This window comes from Melittangium boletus DSM 14713 (assembly GCF_002305855.1).
GTDB classification, from domain to species: domain Bacteria; phylum Myxococcota; class Myxococcia; order Myxococcales; family Myxococcaceae; genus Cystobacter; species Cystobacter boletus.
This window is the reverse complement of sequence record NZ_CP022163.1, coordinates 3,704,364-3,719,788: the sequence shown is the minus strand read 5'-3', so window position 1 is coordinate 3,719,788 and position 15,425 is coordinate 3,704,364. Positions and strand designations below refer to the sequence as shown.

17 protein-coding genes are annotated in these 15,425 nt (G+C 68.7%); 7 read left to right on the top strand and 10 right to left on the bottom strand.

Annotated elements, in window-relative coordinates:
- The first annotated feature begins 5 nt into the window (after window positions 1-5).
- Both MEBOL_RS41155 and MEBOL_RS15710 read left to right on the top strand, forming a co-directional pair.
- Complete coding sequence (locus MEBOL_RS41155; protein WP_157775008.1) at window positions 6-179, top strand: hypothetical protein; 174 nt, start codon at window positions 6-8, stop codon at window positions 177-179.
- Window positions 176-1,513 (top strand): hypothetical protein, encoded by a 1,338-nt coding sequence (locus MEBOL_RS15710; protein WP_095978199.1) that lies wholly within the window; start codon window positions 176-178, stop codon window positions 1,511-1,513. Before MEBOL_RS41155 ends, MEBOL_RS15710 begins: the two co-directional genes overlap by 4 nt.
- Window positions 1,514-1,567: 54 nt before the next feature.
- On the opposite strand, the gene MEBOL_RS15705 is transcribed toward MEBOL_RS15710, so the two are convergent.
- From MEBOL_RS15705 to MEBOL_RS15685, 5 genes are all read right to left on the bottom strand, one after another.
- A complete protein-coding gene (locus tag MEBOL_RS15705; protein ID WP_095978198.1) occupies window positions 1,568-2,038 on the bottom strand; it encodes an NUDIX hydrolase in 471 nt (156 codons plus the stop codon).
- Entirely contained in the window at window positions 2,035-3,255 is a 1,221-nt protein-coding gene (locus MEBOL_RS15700; RefSeq protein ID WP_245919799.1) for a DUF2380 domain-containing protein, read from the bottom strand. Before MEBOL_RS15700 ends, MEBOL_RS15705 begins: the two co-directional genes overlap by 4 nt.
- A 434-nt stretch (window positions 3,256-3,689) precedes the next feature.
- Complete coding sequence (locus MEBOL_RS15695) at window positions 3,690-4,649, bottom strand: DUF2381 family protein (RefSeq protein WP_095978196.1); 960 nt, start codon at window positions 4,647-4,649, stop codon at window positions 3,690-3,692.
- Window positions 4,650-4,667: 18 nt separating this feature from the next.
- Entirely contained in the window at window positions 4,668-6,305 is a 1,638-nt protein-coding gene (locus MEBOL_RS15690; RefSeq protein WP_157775006.1) for a serine/threonine protein kinase, read from the bottom strand.
- A gap of 75 nt (window positions 6,306-6,380) precedes the next feature.
- Window positions 6,381-7,814, bottom strand: a complete 1,434-nt coding sequence (locus MEBOL_RS15685; RefSeq protein ID WP_095978194.1) for a phytoene desaturase family protein — start codon at window positions 7,812-7,814, stop codon at window positions 6,381-6,383.
- A gap of 204 nt (window positions 7,815-8,018) precedes the next feature.
- On the opposite strand from MEBOL_RS15685, the gene MEBOL_RS15680 reads away from it, so the two are divergent.
- Window positions 8,019-9,002 carry an SDR family NAD(P)-dependent oxidoreductase gene (locus tag MEBOL_RS15680; protein ID WP_095978193.1) on the top strand — a complete coding sequence of 328 codons (984 nt, stop codon included), beginning with the start codon at window positions 8,019-8,021 and terminating at the stop codon, window positions 9,000-9,002.
- An 8-nt stretch (window positions 9,003-9,010) separates the two neighbouring features.
- On the opposite strand, the gene MEBOL_RS15675 is transcribed toward MEBOL_RS15680, so the two are convergent.
- Window positions 9,011-9,643, bottom strand: coding sequence for a YigZ family protein (locus MEBOL_RS15675; protein WP_095978192.1), 633 nt, complete (start codon window positions 9,641-9,643; stop codon window positions 9,011-9,013).
- Window positions 9,644-9,784: 141 nt separating this feature from the next.
- Here MEBOL_RS15675 and MEBOL_RS15670 point away from each other — a divergent pair, with 141 nt between their 5' ends.
- The 3 genes from MEBOL_RS15670 to MEBOL_RS15660 all read left to right on the top strand — a co-directional run bounded on the left by MEBOL_RS15670 (window position 9,785) and on the right by MEBOL_RS15660 (window position 11,456).
- Complete coding sequence (locus MEBOL_RS15670; protein WP_095978191.1) at window positions 9,785-10,192, top strand: OsmC family protein; 408 nt, start codon at window positions 9,785-9,787, stop codon at window positions 10,190-10,192.
- A gap of 86 nt (window positions 10,193-10,278) precedes the next feature.
- Window positions 10,279-10,881: a Uma2 family endonuclease gene (locus tag MEBOL_RS15665; protein WP_095978190.1), complete on the top strand. Its 603-nt coding sequence runs from the start codon at window positions 10,279-10,281 to the stop codon at window positions 10,879-10,881.
- 131 nt (window positions 10,882-11,012) lie between these two features.
- Complete coding sequence (locus MEBOL_RS15660) at window positions 11,013-11,456, top strand: hypothetical protein (protein ID WP_095978189.1); 444 nt, start codon at window positions 11,013-11,015, stop codon at window positions 11,454-11,456.
- A gap of 36 nt (window positions 11,457-11,492) precedes the next feature.
- On the opposite strand, the gene MEBOL_RS15655 is transcribed toward MEBOL_RS15660, so the two are convergent.
- From MEBOL_RS15655 to MEBOL_RS15645, 3 genes are all read right to left on the bottom strand, one after another.
- Window positions 11,493-11,984, bottom strand: coding sequence for a hypothetical protein (locus MEBOL_RS15655; protein ID WP_095978188.1), 492 nt, complete (start codon window positions 11,982-11,984; stop codon window positions 11,493-11,495).
- A gap of 120 nt (window positions 11,985-12,104) precedes the next feature.
- A complete protein-coding gene (locus tag MEBOL_RS15650) occupies window positions 12,105-12,596 on the bottom strand; it encodes a type II TA system antitoxin MqsA family protein (RefSeq protein WP_095978187.1) in 492 nt (163 codons plus the stop codon).
- Window positions 12,593-12,877 (bottom strand): DUF4258 domain-containing protein, encoded by a 285-nt coding sequence (locus MEBOL_RS15645; protein WP_095978186.1) that lies wholly within the window; start codon window positions 12,875-12,877, stop codon window positions 12,593-12,595. The genes MEBOL_RS15650 and MEBOL_RS15645 overlap by 4 nt, the downstream gene beginning before the upstream one ends.
- Window positions 12,878-13,069: 192 nt before the next feature.
- On the opposite strand from MEBOL_RS15645, the gene gor reads away from it, so the two are divergent.
- On the top strand, window positions 13,070-14,482 hold the full coding sequence (gor, locus tag MEBOL_RS15640; RefSeq protein WP_095978185.1) for a glutathione-disulfide reductase: 1,413 nt from the start codon (window positions 13,070-13,072) through the stop codon (window positions 14,480-14,482).
- Here the strand turns inward: gor and MEBOL_RS15635 are convergent.
- Entirely contained in the window at window positions 14,479-15,414 is a 936-nt protein-coding gene (locus tag MEBOL_RS15635) for a proline dehydrogenase family protein (protein WP_095978184.1), read from the bottom strand. The two genes, gor and MEBOL_RS15635, sit on opposite strands and share 4 nt — an antisense overlap.
- Window positions 15,415-15,425: the final 11 nt, after the last annotated feature.

Genomic DNA, 15,425 nt, shown 5'->3' with positions numbered 1-15,425 from the left:
AGAACATGAGCGCGGAAGCCATGAGGAGAGGAGTGGCGCTGCTGGTGGCGGTGTGTGCGACGGGATGCCTGACGCTGGAGCCGGTGGTGGGGCTGGAGGAGGGCCGGGTGACGGTGTGCGGAGGGAGGAGTGCGCCGGAGGGGTGGCCAGGGGAGGTGGAGGGGGAAGTGATCCAATGAAGGTACTGAGTGTCCGAGACGTGAAGGCCCATGACGACCTCTGGCTCTCTTTCGAGGGCGCCTTTGAGCACTCGGATTGGGAGGGCGGACTGCCCGCTTTCTGCCAGGCGCTTGAGCAATGCGCGGGCGAATGGATGCCGGATGTTGTCCAGGGCAAGCGGCGGCGCAAATACACACGAGCCGCCTTCTGGAAGGCCCTGGAGGAGGCTCGTGATGAGAGGGTAACGATTCTCGGGCTTTTCCGGACGAAGTGGCCCGCGCTGGATATGGTGTTCAGCATCTACTCTCCCCCTCTTGTTCCCTCCGTGAGTGTCTCGCTGACGTTGCGGCCACTCTCCTTCTTCGCGGACGAGGAGCGCTGCCGGATGTTGGTGGAGATGGTCCGCGCGTGGGCCGTGAACTACCCCGTCTCTCATGCAGAGGTCTCGAGTTCGGCGGATGCGGACTTGTCCGGCGCCCCGCGTTTCGGCCGGGACATGCAGACGTCGATTCGCGACGGATTCGACCAGGTGTACGAGGTATCGTGGCTGAACGTGTTCGGGAAGGAGTTGGTGGAGAGGGTGGGACGGGAGCGGGTGCTGAGCACGCCGGCGCACCGGGTGGAGGAGTTGCCCAACGGAGCGGTGCTGGTGGTGTTGAGGCCGACGGTGGCGGACTTCGCGAGTGAAGAGGCGAGGGAAGTCCAGGCGAGGGCGCACGTGCACCTGAGGCCGGAGTTGGACTTGGACACCGTGCGGAGCGCCTTGCGCGAGCGCAGCGCGAGGCTCGCGCCGGTGGAGCCGCGCTTCCACCCGGATGTGGCGGCGCTGGTGGAGCGGGTGGTCGCGCTGGAGTCTTTGAGCGAGCGACAAGTGAGAATCGCCCACTTCAACGCCTGGAAGCCGCCGGAACCCGAGGAGTGGCTACCGGTGAGCGCGGCGCTGCCCTCGGACGTGAAGGACGTGGCGAAGGCCGTCGACGCCTACGATTATTTGGCGGAGAGGCTGGTGGCGCTGCTGCACACGAAGGTGCTGTCGGTATTCGACGCGACGCCGGAGTCGCTGACGGACGTGGATGAGCAGTTCTGGGTGGAGTACTTCCCGGGGATGTTCGAGCGGGAGAAAATCGACGAGCACGCGGTGCCGGCGATAGGGGCGTACCTGGGCCAGGTGTTGGTGAAGCACCTGGGGGGGGAGTGGATACCGAGGAAGAAGTTGCAGGAGGCCCAGGTGCGCGTGGGTGACCGGGTGTGGCTGCCCTTCGTGCGGGCGTGGCGGTACATGCGCGAGCGCGAGTCGGTGCTGGACTACTCGCTCACCCAGCTCTACCGCGTCGCCGCCCGCCACCGAGGGTGAGCGGAGTACACTGCCGCGTTTGAGGGGGGCGGCAACCCCACGGGGACGTTCGTGCTAGGCCATTTCGTCCGGCAACAGCGTGCAGAGCAACTCGTCGTCGGGGCCGAGCGGGCACCAGCCTGGTGGTGGCGGCATGGCCAGGAGTGCATCGCCAACCCGATCGACACGGGCTTGATGAGTCTCCGGTGTAAATGCGCTCCACAAGCCAAGCACCTTGGCGACCCTGAAACGGTTCGCCTCGTCCAACACGGTCGGCCAACCGTCGGGCAAGCCTTGTGACAGCTCGCGCACGAGCTGTCCGCGCACCAGCCGTGAGACTTGGTGATTTCGCTCCGCTTCGGCGACCAACCCGCTGAACAACTGCACCGCGCTGACAGCACCCCCACCAAGTTCTTCGGCCAGTGCTACCAGGGACGTGGTGGGGCGTGCCTCGGCGAAGGCAGTGAGCGATGTGTATCCGCGCTCACGGACCCATTCATACAGGCGGGTCTTCCAACTGTCGTGCGAGGATCCGCCCTTGTTCATCGCCCTCTCCAGGGGGTGAAGTTCAGCGGGATGTTGTAGCGCACCATCACCTCCGCGACGATGTCCAGGACCGCATTCCGCGTCAACATCCGGCCAGCCTTGGCCTCGGCTTGGTAAAGCGCGCGCATGACGGTCTGGTTCCATTCGTTGGGCCATGTGCGACCCAGGTGCCAGTTTCCACCGCCATGGATTGCTTCGTGGTGTGCCTGCTCCATTCGGACGCAGAACTGGTCGATGCTCATGTCCCCGTTGAAGCCGCGTTTCTCGAACCACTCGCGGAACTCCCGCGGCAGGACATGGTGTTGCGGTGGCTCGGCCATACCGGCTCCCGCTCTGCCCGTCACATGCATGCTCCCGACCTCGGGCCCATCGCCGAGTGCTTCGCGCACGCTCCGAGGCAATTCGTCATGCGACTGCGCCATCATCACCTGACCGGCGTGAATCCGGACAACGGCGTTGACGATGGTGAGGGAGACGACGCCTGCCCGTACGAGTCGGCGCATCATCTCCACCCATTCGGCGGAGGCGACCATCTGCGTACCCATCATCACACCGTTGGAGCCCATCACGAGACCCACGCCGAGCGTGATGGGCGTGGCTGGTGGCAGTAGCCGGGGCAGCGCCATCTTCATCGCCGAGGCCGCGGTGATCGTCTCGATGAGCTCCTTGACCCTCATCATCCTCTCGAACTGCTCCGCCGCCGTGCGCACAGCCTCACGGGTTGCGCCGAACTCGATGGTGAGATGACCTATCAGCGCGGGCAGGTCGGTTGCCGCGGCCTCGAGCAGCCCTGGATCCAGGGAGGCAAGCGCCGTCATGGTGGGCTCCATCATCTTGCGCAACTGATGCATCTTCCTGAGCAGTCGCTCCTCGCTGTAATAGGGGCACTGCTTGAGCACGACGTCAGCTAGGTGGAGGAAGTCGATCCACACGGCGAGCAGAATGGAGCCCATCATGGCGGCCTCGAGCCGTGGGCCGGTGAGACGCAGGAGAGCGAGTTGCATGTCCGCGTCATCCACCTCCGAGGCCGTGTTGGACATCGTGGTGGAGGCCGCGAGTTCGGCATGGAGCCATCGCAGTTGCTGGATGCCCTGCTCCACGAAAGGGACAAACAGGTCGGCATGTCGGCCGGCGATTCCCTGCTTGCTGGCCTTGAGTCTGGAGAATTCGCTGACGATACGGCGGGTGGAACTTGACACGTCGAGAACGGCACCCAAGACCGCTTGACGGGCTTGGGTGGCGCTCTGTCGTGCGGACTCCGAGGTGTGGGGGACTGCAACTCCAACGACACCCGCCGCTCCACTGGGGCTCTCCCTTGTTACCGCCTCACGCGAGTCTCGAGGACGGGATGGCAGTGCCGGAGCCCTGGGCTTTGGTCGCGAGGCCGACGGAGAAGTGACGACGCGCCGCGACTCAACACTCAGTCCTTCGGTCAGCGCGGATGCGGCGGCTTCGTGCTGCATGTACCTCGCATTCGACCCTCGATTGGAGGAAGGCGTCAGCGACGCGCAACCGCCTGCCAGTATGGTGATCAACAGGAATAGCCCCGTCCAGTGGGCCTGTGCTGAGTCGGCGTGAATGGTTCACCCCTAGGATTGTGGGTAAGTGGCACTTCCTCACTTGATGCGAATCGAGAGGGGGGCGCTTGCCGTCACTCTCCCGCTGGGGGTCTGGTTGGCGGAGGCATGGACCGAGGGCGACCGGGAGTTTCCTCGTAGAGCGTGGGAAACACCACCGGAGTGAGCGTGATGGCGCGCCCGCTGTCGTCCCAGATTGTCAGCGTCAGGTGTCCTTGGGCCTCCGAGTCCGTGGCTATGAGTTCAACGACGACCGTTCCTCTCTTTCCGGGTTCGATGGATTCCGCCAGAAGGAGTTGCAGTCCTCGAAATGTTTCTCCCCCCTCGTTCATCAGCAGGGCCCCCGTCGCGATCCAAGGTGCCGAGCCGTTATTCAGCAGCGAGATCTCGGCCGTGACACTCGCGTCGATGCGGAAGGCCCTCCCATTGAAGAACGAGAGTCCTCCGGTCGATTCGGCGGGGCTGTCCGGTGCCAGGGCGTGCGCTTTCACACCGTGTGTGCCGATGCGCTTCATGGCGAGCAGATACCCCAGTCCCTGGTGTTGCTCGAACTGGGAACGCAGCCGCTCGTTCTCCTCCTGGAGCCGACGGTTCTTCGCTCGTTCCGCTTCCGTTTCTTGCCGCAGGGATTCCGCGGGTCTCGGGTCGCGGAAAACCTGGACCTGATGCGTGGCCAGCCCTTGTTGGGCCACCAACATGAACGTGATGGTTTGGCTCGACTCCCCTCCCGTGAGCTCCACCGTGAGCCGCAGCCGCTCTCCGGTTTGCAAATCGGAAGGCGGCATGAGGCCAAGCATTCGCCGGCCCCGGTTCACCTCCACGAAGCGCACCTCGTCCTGCACCTCGACGGCGCCGATGGGAACGTCGAAGACGAAATCCGTCAGACGTCCGGGACTGATACAGACTTCTCGAGGTCCCACGACCGGTGACCGGGCCAATTCGACGTGGAGATCCTCACAGGCTTCGACGGAGGACGAAGCTTTCTCGGGCGAGGCGTGAAGCCAGGTCAGCAAGAAGAAGGAAGCGGGGAGCACGAGCCGTTCTCCTGGGAATCAGTCCCAATTCAGGTACTCGAAGCGCTTCATGAGCCGGACGCCCTGATTGTTGCTGACGGAGGCACGATGAGGGGTGCTGCCCTTTGGCAGTCGGATCCCCGTGCTGCCTCCACCCTCTGGCTTGAGTTCCATGCAGATGGGAACGACCTCTCCATCGTCCAGGTGGGCCTCGGTGAAGCGGCCGTAGATCTTTTCCCGAGTGAAGTACAATCTGCCGACGAGCGTGGTGCTGTCGGGCAGGTCGCCCCAGGAGCCCAAGGTCACGACCTTGATGGCTCCTTCCTCGACGGTGATGGGTTCCTCCCGCCTCCTCTGCTGGCGCACGAACTCGATGGTGTTGGTGTACCGATACACATCGGGCGACATGAACCTGAACCGCTCATGAGTCGCCGCGGCGCCGGGAGGGCACTCCGTTGGAGGAGGCGGCGGGTTGAACTTCATGGTCGCGCACCCGGGCGCCATACACGCGGCACCAGCGAGCAGCGCGGCGCGGGTCACGGTGCGAACCTTCGGGGATGTCTTCATGTCGGTGTTCTTTCGAGGTGACGTGCGGGGTTCCGCATCGCGCACAACCTCTCCCGTCATCCGCGCGGCCGCCATTTCCTGGCGAGAACCGGCTTGTTGAGGCGGGGGAAGCTCGGACCACTCATAGCGTGGGGTGAGGGAGAACAGCACCAGCGCGAGTCCCATCGTGAGGGCCCACGTCAGACGGGAGCGGCGCTCGGGCGCGGCTGCGGGAGGCGCTGGCTCCGGAGCGGGCCGCGCGAGGAGGGGGTGGTTCCAGGCGCGGTCCGCGTGGCTCCAGGCCTCCGACAACGCCTGCGCGAGCGCTCGGGCGTCCGGGTAGCGCGCCTCGGGGTTCTTCTCCAGCATGCGCATGCACACGTCGCCCAGGGCCGGCGGGACGCGCGGGTTGAGCACCTGGGGCGCGGGCGGCGTCTGGTGGAGGATGGCCTGGGTGAGCGCGCCGTGGCGGTCTCCGAAGGGCATCGTGCGCGTGAGCAGCCAGTAGAGCGTCACGCCCAGGGCCCACAGGTCATCCCGGGGGCTCACCGGAAGGGGCTCGCCGGTCCACTCCCGGGCGAGGCGCAACTGCTCCGGGCTGCGGTACTCCGGCGTCCCGGGTGGCAGCCTCGGCGTCAGGCGCTTCGCCCCCTCGTGACAGGCCGCGCCGAAGTCCACGAGCACCGGCTGCCCGTCCTTCTGGCGCACGAGGATGTTGGTCTCCTTCACGTCCCGGTGCACCACCCCCGAGTCGTGCACGTCCGCCAGCAGCAGCACGAAGGGCAGGAGCACCTGGTGCACGAGCTCCAGCGCGGAGGGGTTCTCCTCGTCCGCCCAGGCCAGCAGGGTGCGGCCCTCCACGTACTCCAGCGCGAGCACCTGGTAGCGCGGCGCCTCGTCGGGCCACAGGCCCCAGCCCTGGAAGCCCACCACGTTCGGGTGGCGCTGGCGGCGCAGGGCGTCCATCTCCCGGTCGCTGCGGGGATCCTCCAGCGGCAGCAGCTTGAGGGCGAAGCGCCGCCCGTCCCTCCAGGCCCGGTACACGGTGCCGAAGCCGCCGGAGGCCAGGGGCCCCTCGATGAGGAAGCCGGCCACGAGGGTTCCCGGCTCCAGGTGTAGCGCGTCGTGCATCCGCATCCCCTCGCGAAAATCGCGCAGGCTAGCCGGGGGGCCGGAGGTTTTCCCGGACGTGGCGGGTTGGCCGCCCTATCCCTTGCGCCACACCTCGCTCGCGAGCAGGGCGCGCGCGGCGAGGAAGCCGCACAGGCCATGCACGCCCGCTCCCGGCGGCGTGGAGGCCGAGCACAGGTAGAGGCGCGGGTCCGGCGTGGCATAGGGCACGAGGCTCGCCACGGGCCGGGCGAGCAGTTGCAGGCCCTCCATGGCGCCGCCGGAGATGTCCCCGCCGAGGAAGTTCGGGTTGTAGGCCTCGTACTGCGCGGGCGAGCGCGTGTGCCGGGCGAGGACGCGCGCGCCGAAGCCCGGGGCGAAGCGCTCCAACTGGGCCTCGATGCGCGACGTCATGTCCTCGGTGCAGCCGTTGGGCACGTGGCAGTAGGCCCAGCCCGTGTGCTGTCCCGGCGGCGCGCGGCTCGGGTCGAAGGGCGTGTGCTGGGCCACGAGCACGTAGGGGCGCTCGGGCACCTCGCCGCGTGCCACGGCGGCCTCGCTCGCGGCGAGCTCCTCCAGCGTGCCGCCCAGGTGCACGGTGCCCGCGCGAGCGCAGCCGGGGGCGCGCCAGGGGATGGGGCCGGAGAGCGCCCAGTCCACCTTGAAGACGCCGGGCCCGCGCCGGTAGCGCTGGAGCTTCTCCACATAGCGCGGAGGCAGCCGGTGGCCCGCGAGCTTCACGAGCTGCGCGGGGGACACGTCGAGCAGCACGGCGCGCGCCCGGGGCAGCTCGTCCACGGAGTCCACGCGCTGGCCCGTCACCACCTCGCCGCCGAGCGCGCCGAGGTAGCTCACGAGCGCGTCCACGAGCTTCTGCGTGCCGCCGCGCGGAAAGGGCCAGCCCACGGCGTGGCCGGAGGCGAGCAGGAGGATGCCGAAGGCGGAGGTGAGGGGGCGCTCGAGCGCGGAGAAGGAGTGCGCGGCACCGCCGGCGAAGAGGGCGCGCGCGAGGGGGCCTCGGAAGGCGCTCCGGGCCTGGGCGTGGGCGGAGCGCAGGGCGCGCAGGCCGAAGCGGGCGAGCCGCAGGGGCCGGCGGGGGAAGTGGAAGGGGTCGCCAAGTTGGGCCATCACGTCGTCGAAGGAGCGCACCATGGGGCGCATCCAGCGCACGTAGCGCCGGGCATCCGGGCCGAGGCTCCGGGCGGTGGCCTCCAGGTCGCGCTCGAGCACGGCGGCGGTGCCATCCTCCAGGGGGTGGGCGAGGGGCGCGTCCGGGTGCACCCATTCGAGTCCATGGTCGGCGAGGGGGAGCTGGCGGAAGAAGGGCGAGGCGATGGCGAGCGGGTGGATGGCGGAGCAGACGTCGTGGACGAAGCCGGGCAGGGTGAGCGCGGCCGAGCGGGCGCCGCCGCCGGGAGTGGGGGCCGCCTCCAGCACGCGCACCGAGCGGCCCGCGCGGGCCAACGTCACCGCGGCGGCGAGCCCATTGGGCCCCGCGCCCACCACCACCGCGTCGAGCACCGCCGTCATGGCCTCCAGTCTGAAGGGACCTCGCGAGTCACGGGCGGAATCGCCCCCTCCATGCGTTCACCACCGGACGCCCGAGGTCGTCCGGCGCCAGGGCACCCGGGCGGACGGGCGGGTGGAGGCGAGGGGTTGTCTGCGCGGAGGGGGCGGCGTCCGCATCCTGGGGAAGCGAGGTGCCGCGTGAGGCGGGCCATGTGGGGAGGGACGATGAAGCGCCAGGACGTGAAGGGCCAGGTGGCGATCGTGACGGGCGCGTCGAGCGGGGTGGGTTGGCAATCCGCGGTGCGGCTGGCGGAGGCGGGGGTGAGGCTGTGCGTCACGGCGCGCACGGCCCAGGCCCTGGAGCGGCTGCGCGACGAGGTGCTTCAGCGAGGGGGCGAGTGCCTGGTGGTGCCCGGGGACGTGACGGTCCAGGAGGACGTGGAGCGGGTGGTGCGCGAGTGCCTGGCGCACTACGGCCGGGTGGATGTGCTGGTGAACAACGCGGGGGTGCAGTCCTACGGCCTGTTCGACGCACTGCCCTGGGAGCACATCACGCGCGTCCTCGACGTCAACTGCCTGGGCTTCATGCGCTTCGCGCGCGGGGTGTTGCCCCACTTCCGGAGGCAGGGCCGGGGCCATGTGCTCAACGTCCAGTCCATGCTGTCCAGAGGGGGGGCGCCGCTGTTGTCCGCGTACACCGCGAGCAAGCACGCCACGCTCGGCTGGGCGAAGGCGCTGCGGTTGGAGCTCGAGGGCACGGGCATCGAGGTGTCCAACATCCTGGTGCCCTCGGTGGACACGAACATGTTCGCCCACGCGCCCACGTTGTTGTCCCGGGCGCCCGCTCCGGTGCCGCCCACGTATGACGTGGACGTGGTGGCGCGCTCGGTCGTCGCCGCCGTGAGGCGTCCGGGCAGGACGCGCGTGCCGGTGTTCCTCCAGGGCCGGCTCATCCTCGCCCTGGACGCCGTCGCTCCGTGGGTGGGCCAGTTCCTGCTGGGCCACTTCGGCGCGCGCATGCAACAGCGCGATGAGCCCGTGGAGCGGCGCGAGGGCAACCTCTTCCAACCGATGACGCGCAGCTACGGCCCCCATGGCCCCGTGCCTCCGACGCCCCGGTGGAAGCGCTACTCGGCGACGGCGGGACTCGCCGCGCTGGCCGGGGGGGTGGTGCTGGGCGTGGCGGGACTCGCGCGCGCGGCGCGGTGAGCGGCCCGTCAGGGCTCGGCGTCCAACACCTCGAACAGCACCTCGCCCTGGGTCTGGTCGAGCAGTGCCTTGTGGAAGGCCTCGAGCTGGTGCTCGGGCAGGAGCAACTGGTAGCCCACCGTGACGGCATACGTCTCCGCCACCAGCTCCGCCTCGTGGGCGGCGAGCATCCGGCGCACGCCGTCGACGCTCGCGTACTCCAGCTCGACGGCCACGCGCACCTTGCGCACGCGCTCGAGGGTGGGCAGCGACTCGAGCACCTGCTGGACGCAGGCCGTGTAGGCGCGCACCAGGCCGCCCTTGCCCAGCAGCGTGCCGCCGAAGTAGCGGGTGACGACCACGGCCACCTCGCCCACGCCGCCGTGGAGCAGGGCCGTGAGCATGGGCCGGCCCGCGGTGCCATGCGGCTCTCCGTCGTCGCTCATGCCCACCTGGGCCGTGGAGCCGGGGGGACCTACCGCGAAGGCCCAGCAGTTGTGCGTGGCGTCGGGAAACTCCTCGCGCACGCGGGCGATGAAGGCGCGTGCCTCCTCCACCGTGGGCGCCGGGGCGGCCGTGGTGAGGAAGCGGCTCTTCTGGATCTCCTGCTCCACCCGGTGGACGCGCGAGGGGACGCGGTAGCGTTTGGCTTCTTCACCCATTCCCGCGCCGACTCTAGCCCGGAGCCCGGAGCCACGCGGGGCCGTTCCAGGCGCGGAACAGTGAGTGCCGGCACCGCTGGCTAATCCCGGCCGTCACCCTTCGTTAGCGTGTCTCCTGCCTCGTCCACCCAGGAGCACGCCATGCCGTCCATCAACGCCCAGACCGAGCAGCCCAACGCCTTCCGCCAGGTCCTCCACGCGGGCCAGCATGTCTTCCACGCGGACGTGTCCGCCGCCACGGGAGGCGGGGGCTCGGCGCCGGATCCCCACGACTACTTCGATGCCTCGCTCGCGGCGTGCAAGGCGCTGACGGCCACCTGGTACGCGAACAAGATGGGAATGGCCCTGGAGCGGGTGGAGACCCACGTCGAGCGGGATGCCTCCGGGGAGCGGCAGGGGAAGTACGCGCTTCGGGTGAAGCTCACGTTCCATGGCGCGCTGAGCCCCGAGGAGCGCCGGCGGCTCCACGACGCGGTCGCGCGCTGCCCCATCCACAAGTTGATGACCTCGGCGACGGTCGACATCGTGACCGAGCCCCTGGACGTGTGATGTCCGGCGCCGTACCCTACCTCGGATGTCAGACTCCCGGATAGGATGGGAGCGGTCGGGCTCGGGGCCCGGCGGGAGGCAGGCACATGGGCAGGGAGAAGTTTCCGGCGACCTACGAGGACATCGAGGCGCTGCCGGTCGGGTGGGTGGGGGAGTTGATCGACGACGCGCTGTGGGCCTTTCCCCGGCCGGCGAGGTGGCATGCCTGGGCGGCGTCGGTGCTCGGAGTGGTGTTGGGTTCCACGTACGGCGAGGGCGGGGGAGGGCCCGGGGGGTGGTGGATCCTCGACGAGCCGGAACTGCACCTGGGCCGACAGGTGCTGGTGCCGGACCTGGCGGGCTGGCGGCGGGAGCGCGTGCCGGAACTGCTCGCGCGGGACGAGCCTTTCTTCGATGTGGCGCCCGACTGGGTGTGCGAGGTGCTTTCCCCCTCCACGGCGGCGTTGGATCGCGGGCGGAAGATGGCGCTCTATCACCAGGAGGGCGTGAGCCACGCGTGGCTGGTGGACCCAAGGGCCCAGGCCCTGGAGATCTACCGCCGGGAGGCGTCGGGCTGGCGGCCCGTGGGCCGGCATGAGGGGAACGAGGTGATCCACGCCGAGCCCTTCGACGCCGAGCCCCTGGAGCTGGGACGGCTTTGGGTGCCGCGCTCCTCGGTGGCCCCTGGTGACAACAGTCACCAGGGGTAGACCGCAGACACCAGGGCGGCCCGTGGCGTTCCCAATGAGTCCAAGGGGTTACATGGCTTCCAGGAGGGCCGGACGCTGGCACGGCGCCTGCTTTGGAGGATGTCCGCAGTCCCTTCCCGAGGAATCGTCCCATGGTCCGCGCCGCCGCCCTCTCGCTCCCGATGAACACCGCCCGCGTCGCCGAGGGGCTTCGTCCGGTGGCGACGCCTCGGACCCAGACGGCGGCGCCGGCCACGGCGAAGGCCCGGGTGGGGCAGAGCAAGGACAGCTTCGGAGCCGCCGCGACGCATGCGGGTGAGCGGCTGGGTCAGGTGCTGCACTTCCCGGAGCAGGGCGAGGAGCGGGTGGGCCCGGGCTCGGGTAGCGCGGGTAAGGCCGAGTGGAGCGAGGAGCAGATCTCCGAGCAGGCTCGCGGCACGCTCGCGCAGCTGCTGCAAGGCGAGGGGATGTCGGCCGACGAAGTGGGCGAGTTCATGACGAACCTGTTCAACTCGCTCGATGGCAACGCCAGCGACGTGCTGGGCGAGGAACTGGTGGACCTGTCCAACGACGGGCTCGAGTCCTCGGTCTTCTGAGCGGCGGTTCCACCTCCTTATATAAGGAGGGAGGGTTCAGATCCCCGCCACGCCCACCCGCCGGGGTTTGGCGTCATGGGGCGGGGTCCTCCGGGACAGCACGGCCTCGGTGACGACGCCGAAGAGCATCACCTGGAGGTCGAGCAGTGCCTTCTCCCCGAGAGACCACGTGCGCCAGGGAGGCGTGACGCGAAGCAGGGGAAAGGCCACGTGCTCGAGGAGTGCCACCGCGGCGCCGAGCGTGAGTCCGCCCAGCCGAACGGACGCGGGGAGCCGGGGGCGCAGGGCCGCGTAGAGGGTGCCCATCGCGGGGCCGTACAACCACCGGGCGAGGAGCCCCCAGCGCAGGGCGGAGCGGGGCGAGAGCCGCACCCCCCAGGCCCGTCGAGCGCCCAGGGTGGCGAGGGACCTCACGGCGTACACGGGAGGATGGCCGAGCAGCGCATCGCGCGCGGGCTCCCATGCACTCACGGCGAGGGTGCCCAGCGCGCCCGCGAGGGCGCCCGGGGCCGGTTGCATCGCGCTCATGCGTCACCTTCCATCCAGGGGTCCGCCCTGAACATGGGGATGACCTGGCGCGATGCCTCTTGGGAGGTGTCCTGGTGGCACTCCAGGGAGACAGCCGAGACCTTGTCTCTTCACCTGGACCTACGCGGCCAGGGCTTCCGCCTGCCACTGAGAGCGTGACTCGCGCAGTTTCATGCGAAGGGGAACGGCGTCTCCCTGGGCGACCTCCGCCAGTTTCTCGAGGGGATACTCCGCGAGGGGTGCTCGGACGAAGACCATCAGCCTGAGCGCACGCTCGGAGACGGGACTCATCTGCTTCTTGCCGTTCTCCCACCGGGACACGGTTTCGGGAGTGACGTCGAGGACCGCGGCGAAGTCCACGCCGGAGAATCCGAGGTACTTGCGCAGGAACCGGACTTCCATCGGCGTGAGCCGGGCCGCCTTGGCCGCGACTTCCTGGGCGATGAGCCGGTGCAGTTCTTCGATGCGGGGGATGTCCACCTCGTACTCACCGCACTCGGCGCAGCGGCGGACTTCCACGTTCATGAGCGTGACGGTGTCCAGGCCACAGGCGGTGTACAGGAAGTTCTCCCGTCCACTCTTCATTGGGGCTCCACAGGCGTCGCACTTCATTTTTTCTTTCTCCAAGCCGTGACGATCCTCAGCTTGGACTCGGACACGAAGGAGACAACCACGACCATCCGCTCGGTGTGGACCCTGTAGCGCCAGGTGTCCCGTTCCAACTCGGCTGGTTCGGTGATCTTCCCCGCGCGAAGCACGTTCGTCGCATCGACGGTCGTCAGGTCATCCTTCGCGAGTTCTTCCTCTGCGTGCCGGGAGAACACCGTGAGTCCCTCATTGAGGATCTTCAGGACGAGCTTCTTGGCTTCGTTGCGGTCGAACGGCTCCTTCATACGAGCCACTGTAACGAGGCTCCGCGCTCCGGATCAAGCAATGACCTTAAGTCAATTATTTGCGACAAGCGCAGGCTGTTGTCAAGCGACGTCACCAACTGAGGACGTCCAACTGCCATCTAGTGGGTAAGAGGTCGAGTTCGCTCCCCCGCCTGCTTGGCGGTAGGCACGGGGAGTGGGCAACTTGGACGCATGTCCGACTACGACTTCGACTTGTTCACCCTGGGAGGCGGTTCGGGAGGGGTGGCGGCGAGCCGCCGAGCGGGAGCCCTGGGCGCGCGGGTGGCGCTGTGCGAGGAGCAGGAGGTAGGGGGCACGTGCGTGCACCGGGGCTGCGTGCCCAAGAAGCTGCTCGTCTATGGGGCGCACTTCCGGGACGAGTTCGAGGACGCGGCGGGCCATGGCTGGTCCCTCGAGCCGCCGCGCCTGGACTGGAAGAAGCTCCAGGCGGCCAAGGCGCGGGAGTTGGAGCGGTTGGAGGGCGTGTATGGCCGGCTCCTCAAGGACTCGGGCGTGCGGGTCATCCGGGGCCGGGGCCGGGTGCTGGACGCGCACACGGTGGAGGTGGGCGGCCAGCGCTACACGGCCCGGTACCTGCTGGTGGCCACGGGCTCGCATCCCTTCCTCCCGAAGGTGAAGGGCATCGAGCACGTGCTCACGTCGGATGGCGCGTTGCGCCTGGAGACCATTCCCCGGCGGTTGCTCATCGTGGGAGCGGGCTACATCGGCGTGGAGTTCGCGGGCATCTTCCAGGCGCTGGGCTCGAAGGTGACGATGTTCTTCCGGGGCGCCTCGGTGCTGCGCGGCTTCGATGACGATGTGCGCGCCACGCTCTCGCAGGAGATGCGCAAGCGGGGCGTGGACCTGCGGCCCGAGACGGTGGTGGCGGACGTGGAGAAGCGGCCGGACGGGACGCTGAGCGTGCTCACGGCCATGGGCGAGACGTTGGATGTGGACGCGGTGCTGTTCGCCACGGGGCGGGTGCCCAATACGAAGGGCTTGGGGTTGGAGGCGGCGGGCGTGCGGCTGGACGAGCGCGGCGCGGTGTGTGTGGACGAGCACTCGCGCACGAACGTGGAAAGCCTCTACGCGGTGGGGGACGTGACGGATCGCATCAACCTCACGCCCGTGGCGATCGCCGAGGGCCGGGCGGTGGCGGAAACGCTCTTCAATGAGCGGGACATCACCCTGGACCATACGGGAGTGGCCTCGGCGGTGTTCAGCCAGCCACCGGTGGGGGCGGTGGGGTGCACCGAGCGCGAGGCGCGAGCGAAGCACGGCGAGGTGGATGTGTACCTGTCCACGTTCCGTCCGATGAAGCATGTGCTGAGTGGCCGGGACGAGCGGACGATGATGAAGGTCATCGTCGAGCGGGGCAGCGAGCGGGTGCTGGGCTTTCACATGGTGGGGGCGGACGCGCCGGAGATCATCCAGGGGCTGGCGGTGGCGTTGAAGTGTGGCGTGACGAAGAAGCAATTGGACGCCACGGTGGGCATCCACCCCACGGCGGCCGAGGAGTTCGTGACGATGCGGGACAAGCGCCCGGAGCCCGAGGTGGAGTCGGCCCGGGAACTCGGCCACGACGCGCGCCGGAGCGCGGACTAGCCCTGGAAGAAGTTCTTCAGGACGAACCAGACATTGGCGGGGCGCTCGGCGAGCCGGCGCATGAAGTAGGGGTACCAGTGCTTGCCATAGGGGACATAGACGCGCACCGGGTGGCCCTCCTTCACCAGCCGCTCCTGCAAGTCCCCGCGGATGCCATAGAGCATCTGGAACTCGAAGGCGCCGCGCGCGAGGCCCTGGCGTTGAGCGTAGGCGAGCGTTTCGGAAATCATCCGCTCATCGTGCGTGGCGATGCCATGGTACAGCCCGCTGTCGAGCAGCACCCGCATGCAGCGCAGGAAGTTCTCGTCCACGTCTCGCTTGTCGGGCCAGGCCACCTCGGGCCCCTCGAGGTAGGCGCCCTTGCACAAACGGATGCGGATGCCCTCCGCGCACAGGGCGCGGGCATCGGCCTCGGTGCGGTAGAGGCTGCTCTGGAGCACGGCGCCCACGTGGGCCTGGCCGAATTCACGGTGCAGCGCGCGGACCACGTCCAAGGTGGCCTGGGTGACAGGGCTCTGCTCCATGTCGATGCGCACGAAGGAGCCGCGGCGCGCGGCCTCGGCCACCACCTGACGCGCGTTGCGCAGGGCGAGCTCCCGGTCGAGCAACAGGCCGCACTGGGTGAGCTTGAGCGACACATTGCCCCGGGCGCCCACCTGGTCGATGCGCATGAGCAGGCGCAGGTATTCCTTCACCTCCTCGTGCGTCTCGGCCTCGTTGCGCACCGCCTCGTTGAGATGGTCGAAGGACACCGTCATGCCGCGCGCGTTCAATTCCTTCACCGCGGCCACGGCGTCCTCCATCCGCTCGCCCGCGATGAAGCGCCGGGCCACCTTCTCCAGGGCGGGCACGCGGGTGGCCAGGTCCTTCAATCCCTCGCGGCGCGAGAGGAACATGAGGGCGGAACGGGACAGGTGGGTGGTCGGATCCATGGGCGGGCTGG

Coding starts and splice junctions, on each gene's coding strand:
- MEBOL_RS41155 (WP_157775008.1), top strand. CDS start 6: ATGAGCGCGGAAGCCATGAGGAGAGGAGTGGCGCTGCTGGTGGCGGTG.
- MEBOL_RS15710 (WP_095978199.1), top strand. CDS start 176: ATGAAGGTACTGAGTGTCCGAGACGTGAAGGCCCATGACGACCTCTGG.
- MEBOL_RS15705 (WP_095978198.1), bottom strand. CDS start 2,038: ATGAACAAGGGCGGATCCTCGCACGACAGTTGGAAGACCCGCCTGTAT.
- MEBOL_RS15690 (WP_157775006.1), bottom strand. CDS start 6,305: ATGCACGACGCGCTACACCTGGAGCCGGGAACCCTCGTGGCCGGCTTC.
- MEBOL_RS15685 (WP_095978194.1), bottom strand. CDS start 7,814: ATGACGGCGGTGCTCGACGCGGTGGTGGTGGGCGCGGGGCCCAATGGG.
- MEBOL_RS15680 (WP_095978193.1), top strand. CDS start 8,019: ATGAAGCGCCAGGACGTGAAGGGCCAGGTGGCGATCGTGACGGGCGCG.
- MEBOL_RS15675 (WP_095978192.1), bottom strand. CDS start 9,643: ATGGGTGAAGAAGCCAAACGCTACCGCGTCCCCTCGCGCGTCCACCGG.
- MEBOL_RS15670 (WP_095978191.1), top strand. CDS start 9,785: ATGCCGTCCATCAACGCCCAGACCGAGCAGCCCAACGCCTTCCGCCAG.
- MEBOL_RS15665 (WP_095978190.1), top strand. CDS start 10,279: ATGGGCAGGGAGAAGTTTCCGGCGACCTACGAGGACATCGAGGCGCTG.
- MEBOL_RS15660 (WP_095978189.1), top strand. CDS start 11,013: ATGGTCCGCGCCGCCGCCCTCTCGCTCCCGATGAACACCGCCCGCGTC.
- MEBOL_RS15655 (WP_095978188.1), bottom strand. CDS start 11,984: ATGAGCGCGATGCAACCGGCCCCGGGCGCCCTCGCGGGCGCGCTGGGC.
- MEBOL_RS15650 (WP_095978187.1), bottom strand. CDS start 12,596: ATGAAGTGCGACGCCTGTGGAGCCCCAATGAAGAGTGGACGGGAGAAC.
- MEBOL_RS15645 (WP_095978186.1), bottom strand. CDS start 12,877: ATGAAGGAGCCGTTCGACCGCAACGAAGCCAAGAAGCTCGTCCTGAAG.
- gor (WP_095978185.1), top strand. CDS start 13,070: ATGTCCGACTACGACTTCGACTTGTTCACCCTGGGAGGCGGTTCGGGA.
- MEBOL_RS15635 (WP_095978184.1), bottom strand. CDS start 15,414: ATGGATCCGACCACCCACCTGTCCCGTTCCGCCCTCATGTTCCTCTCG.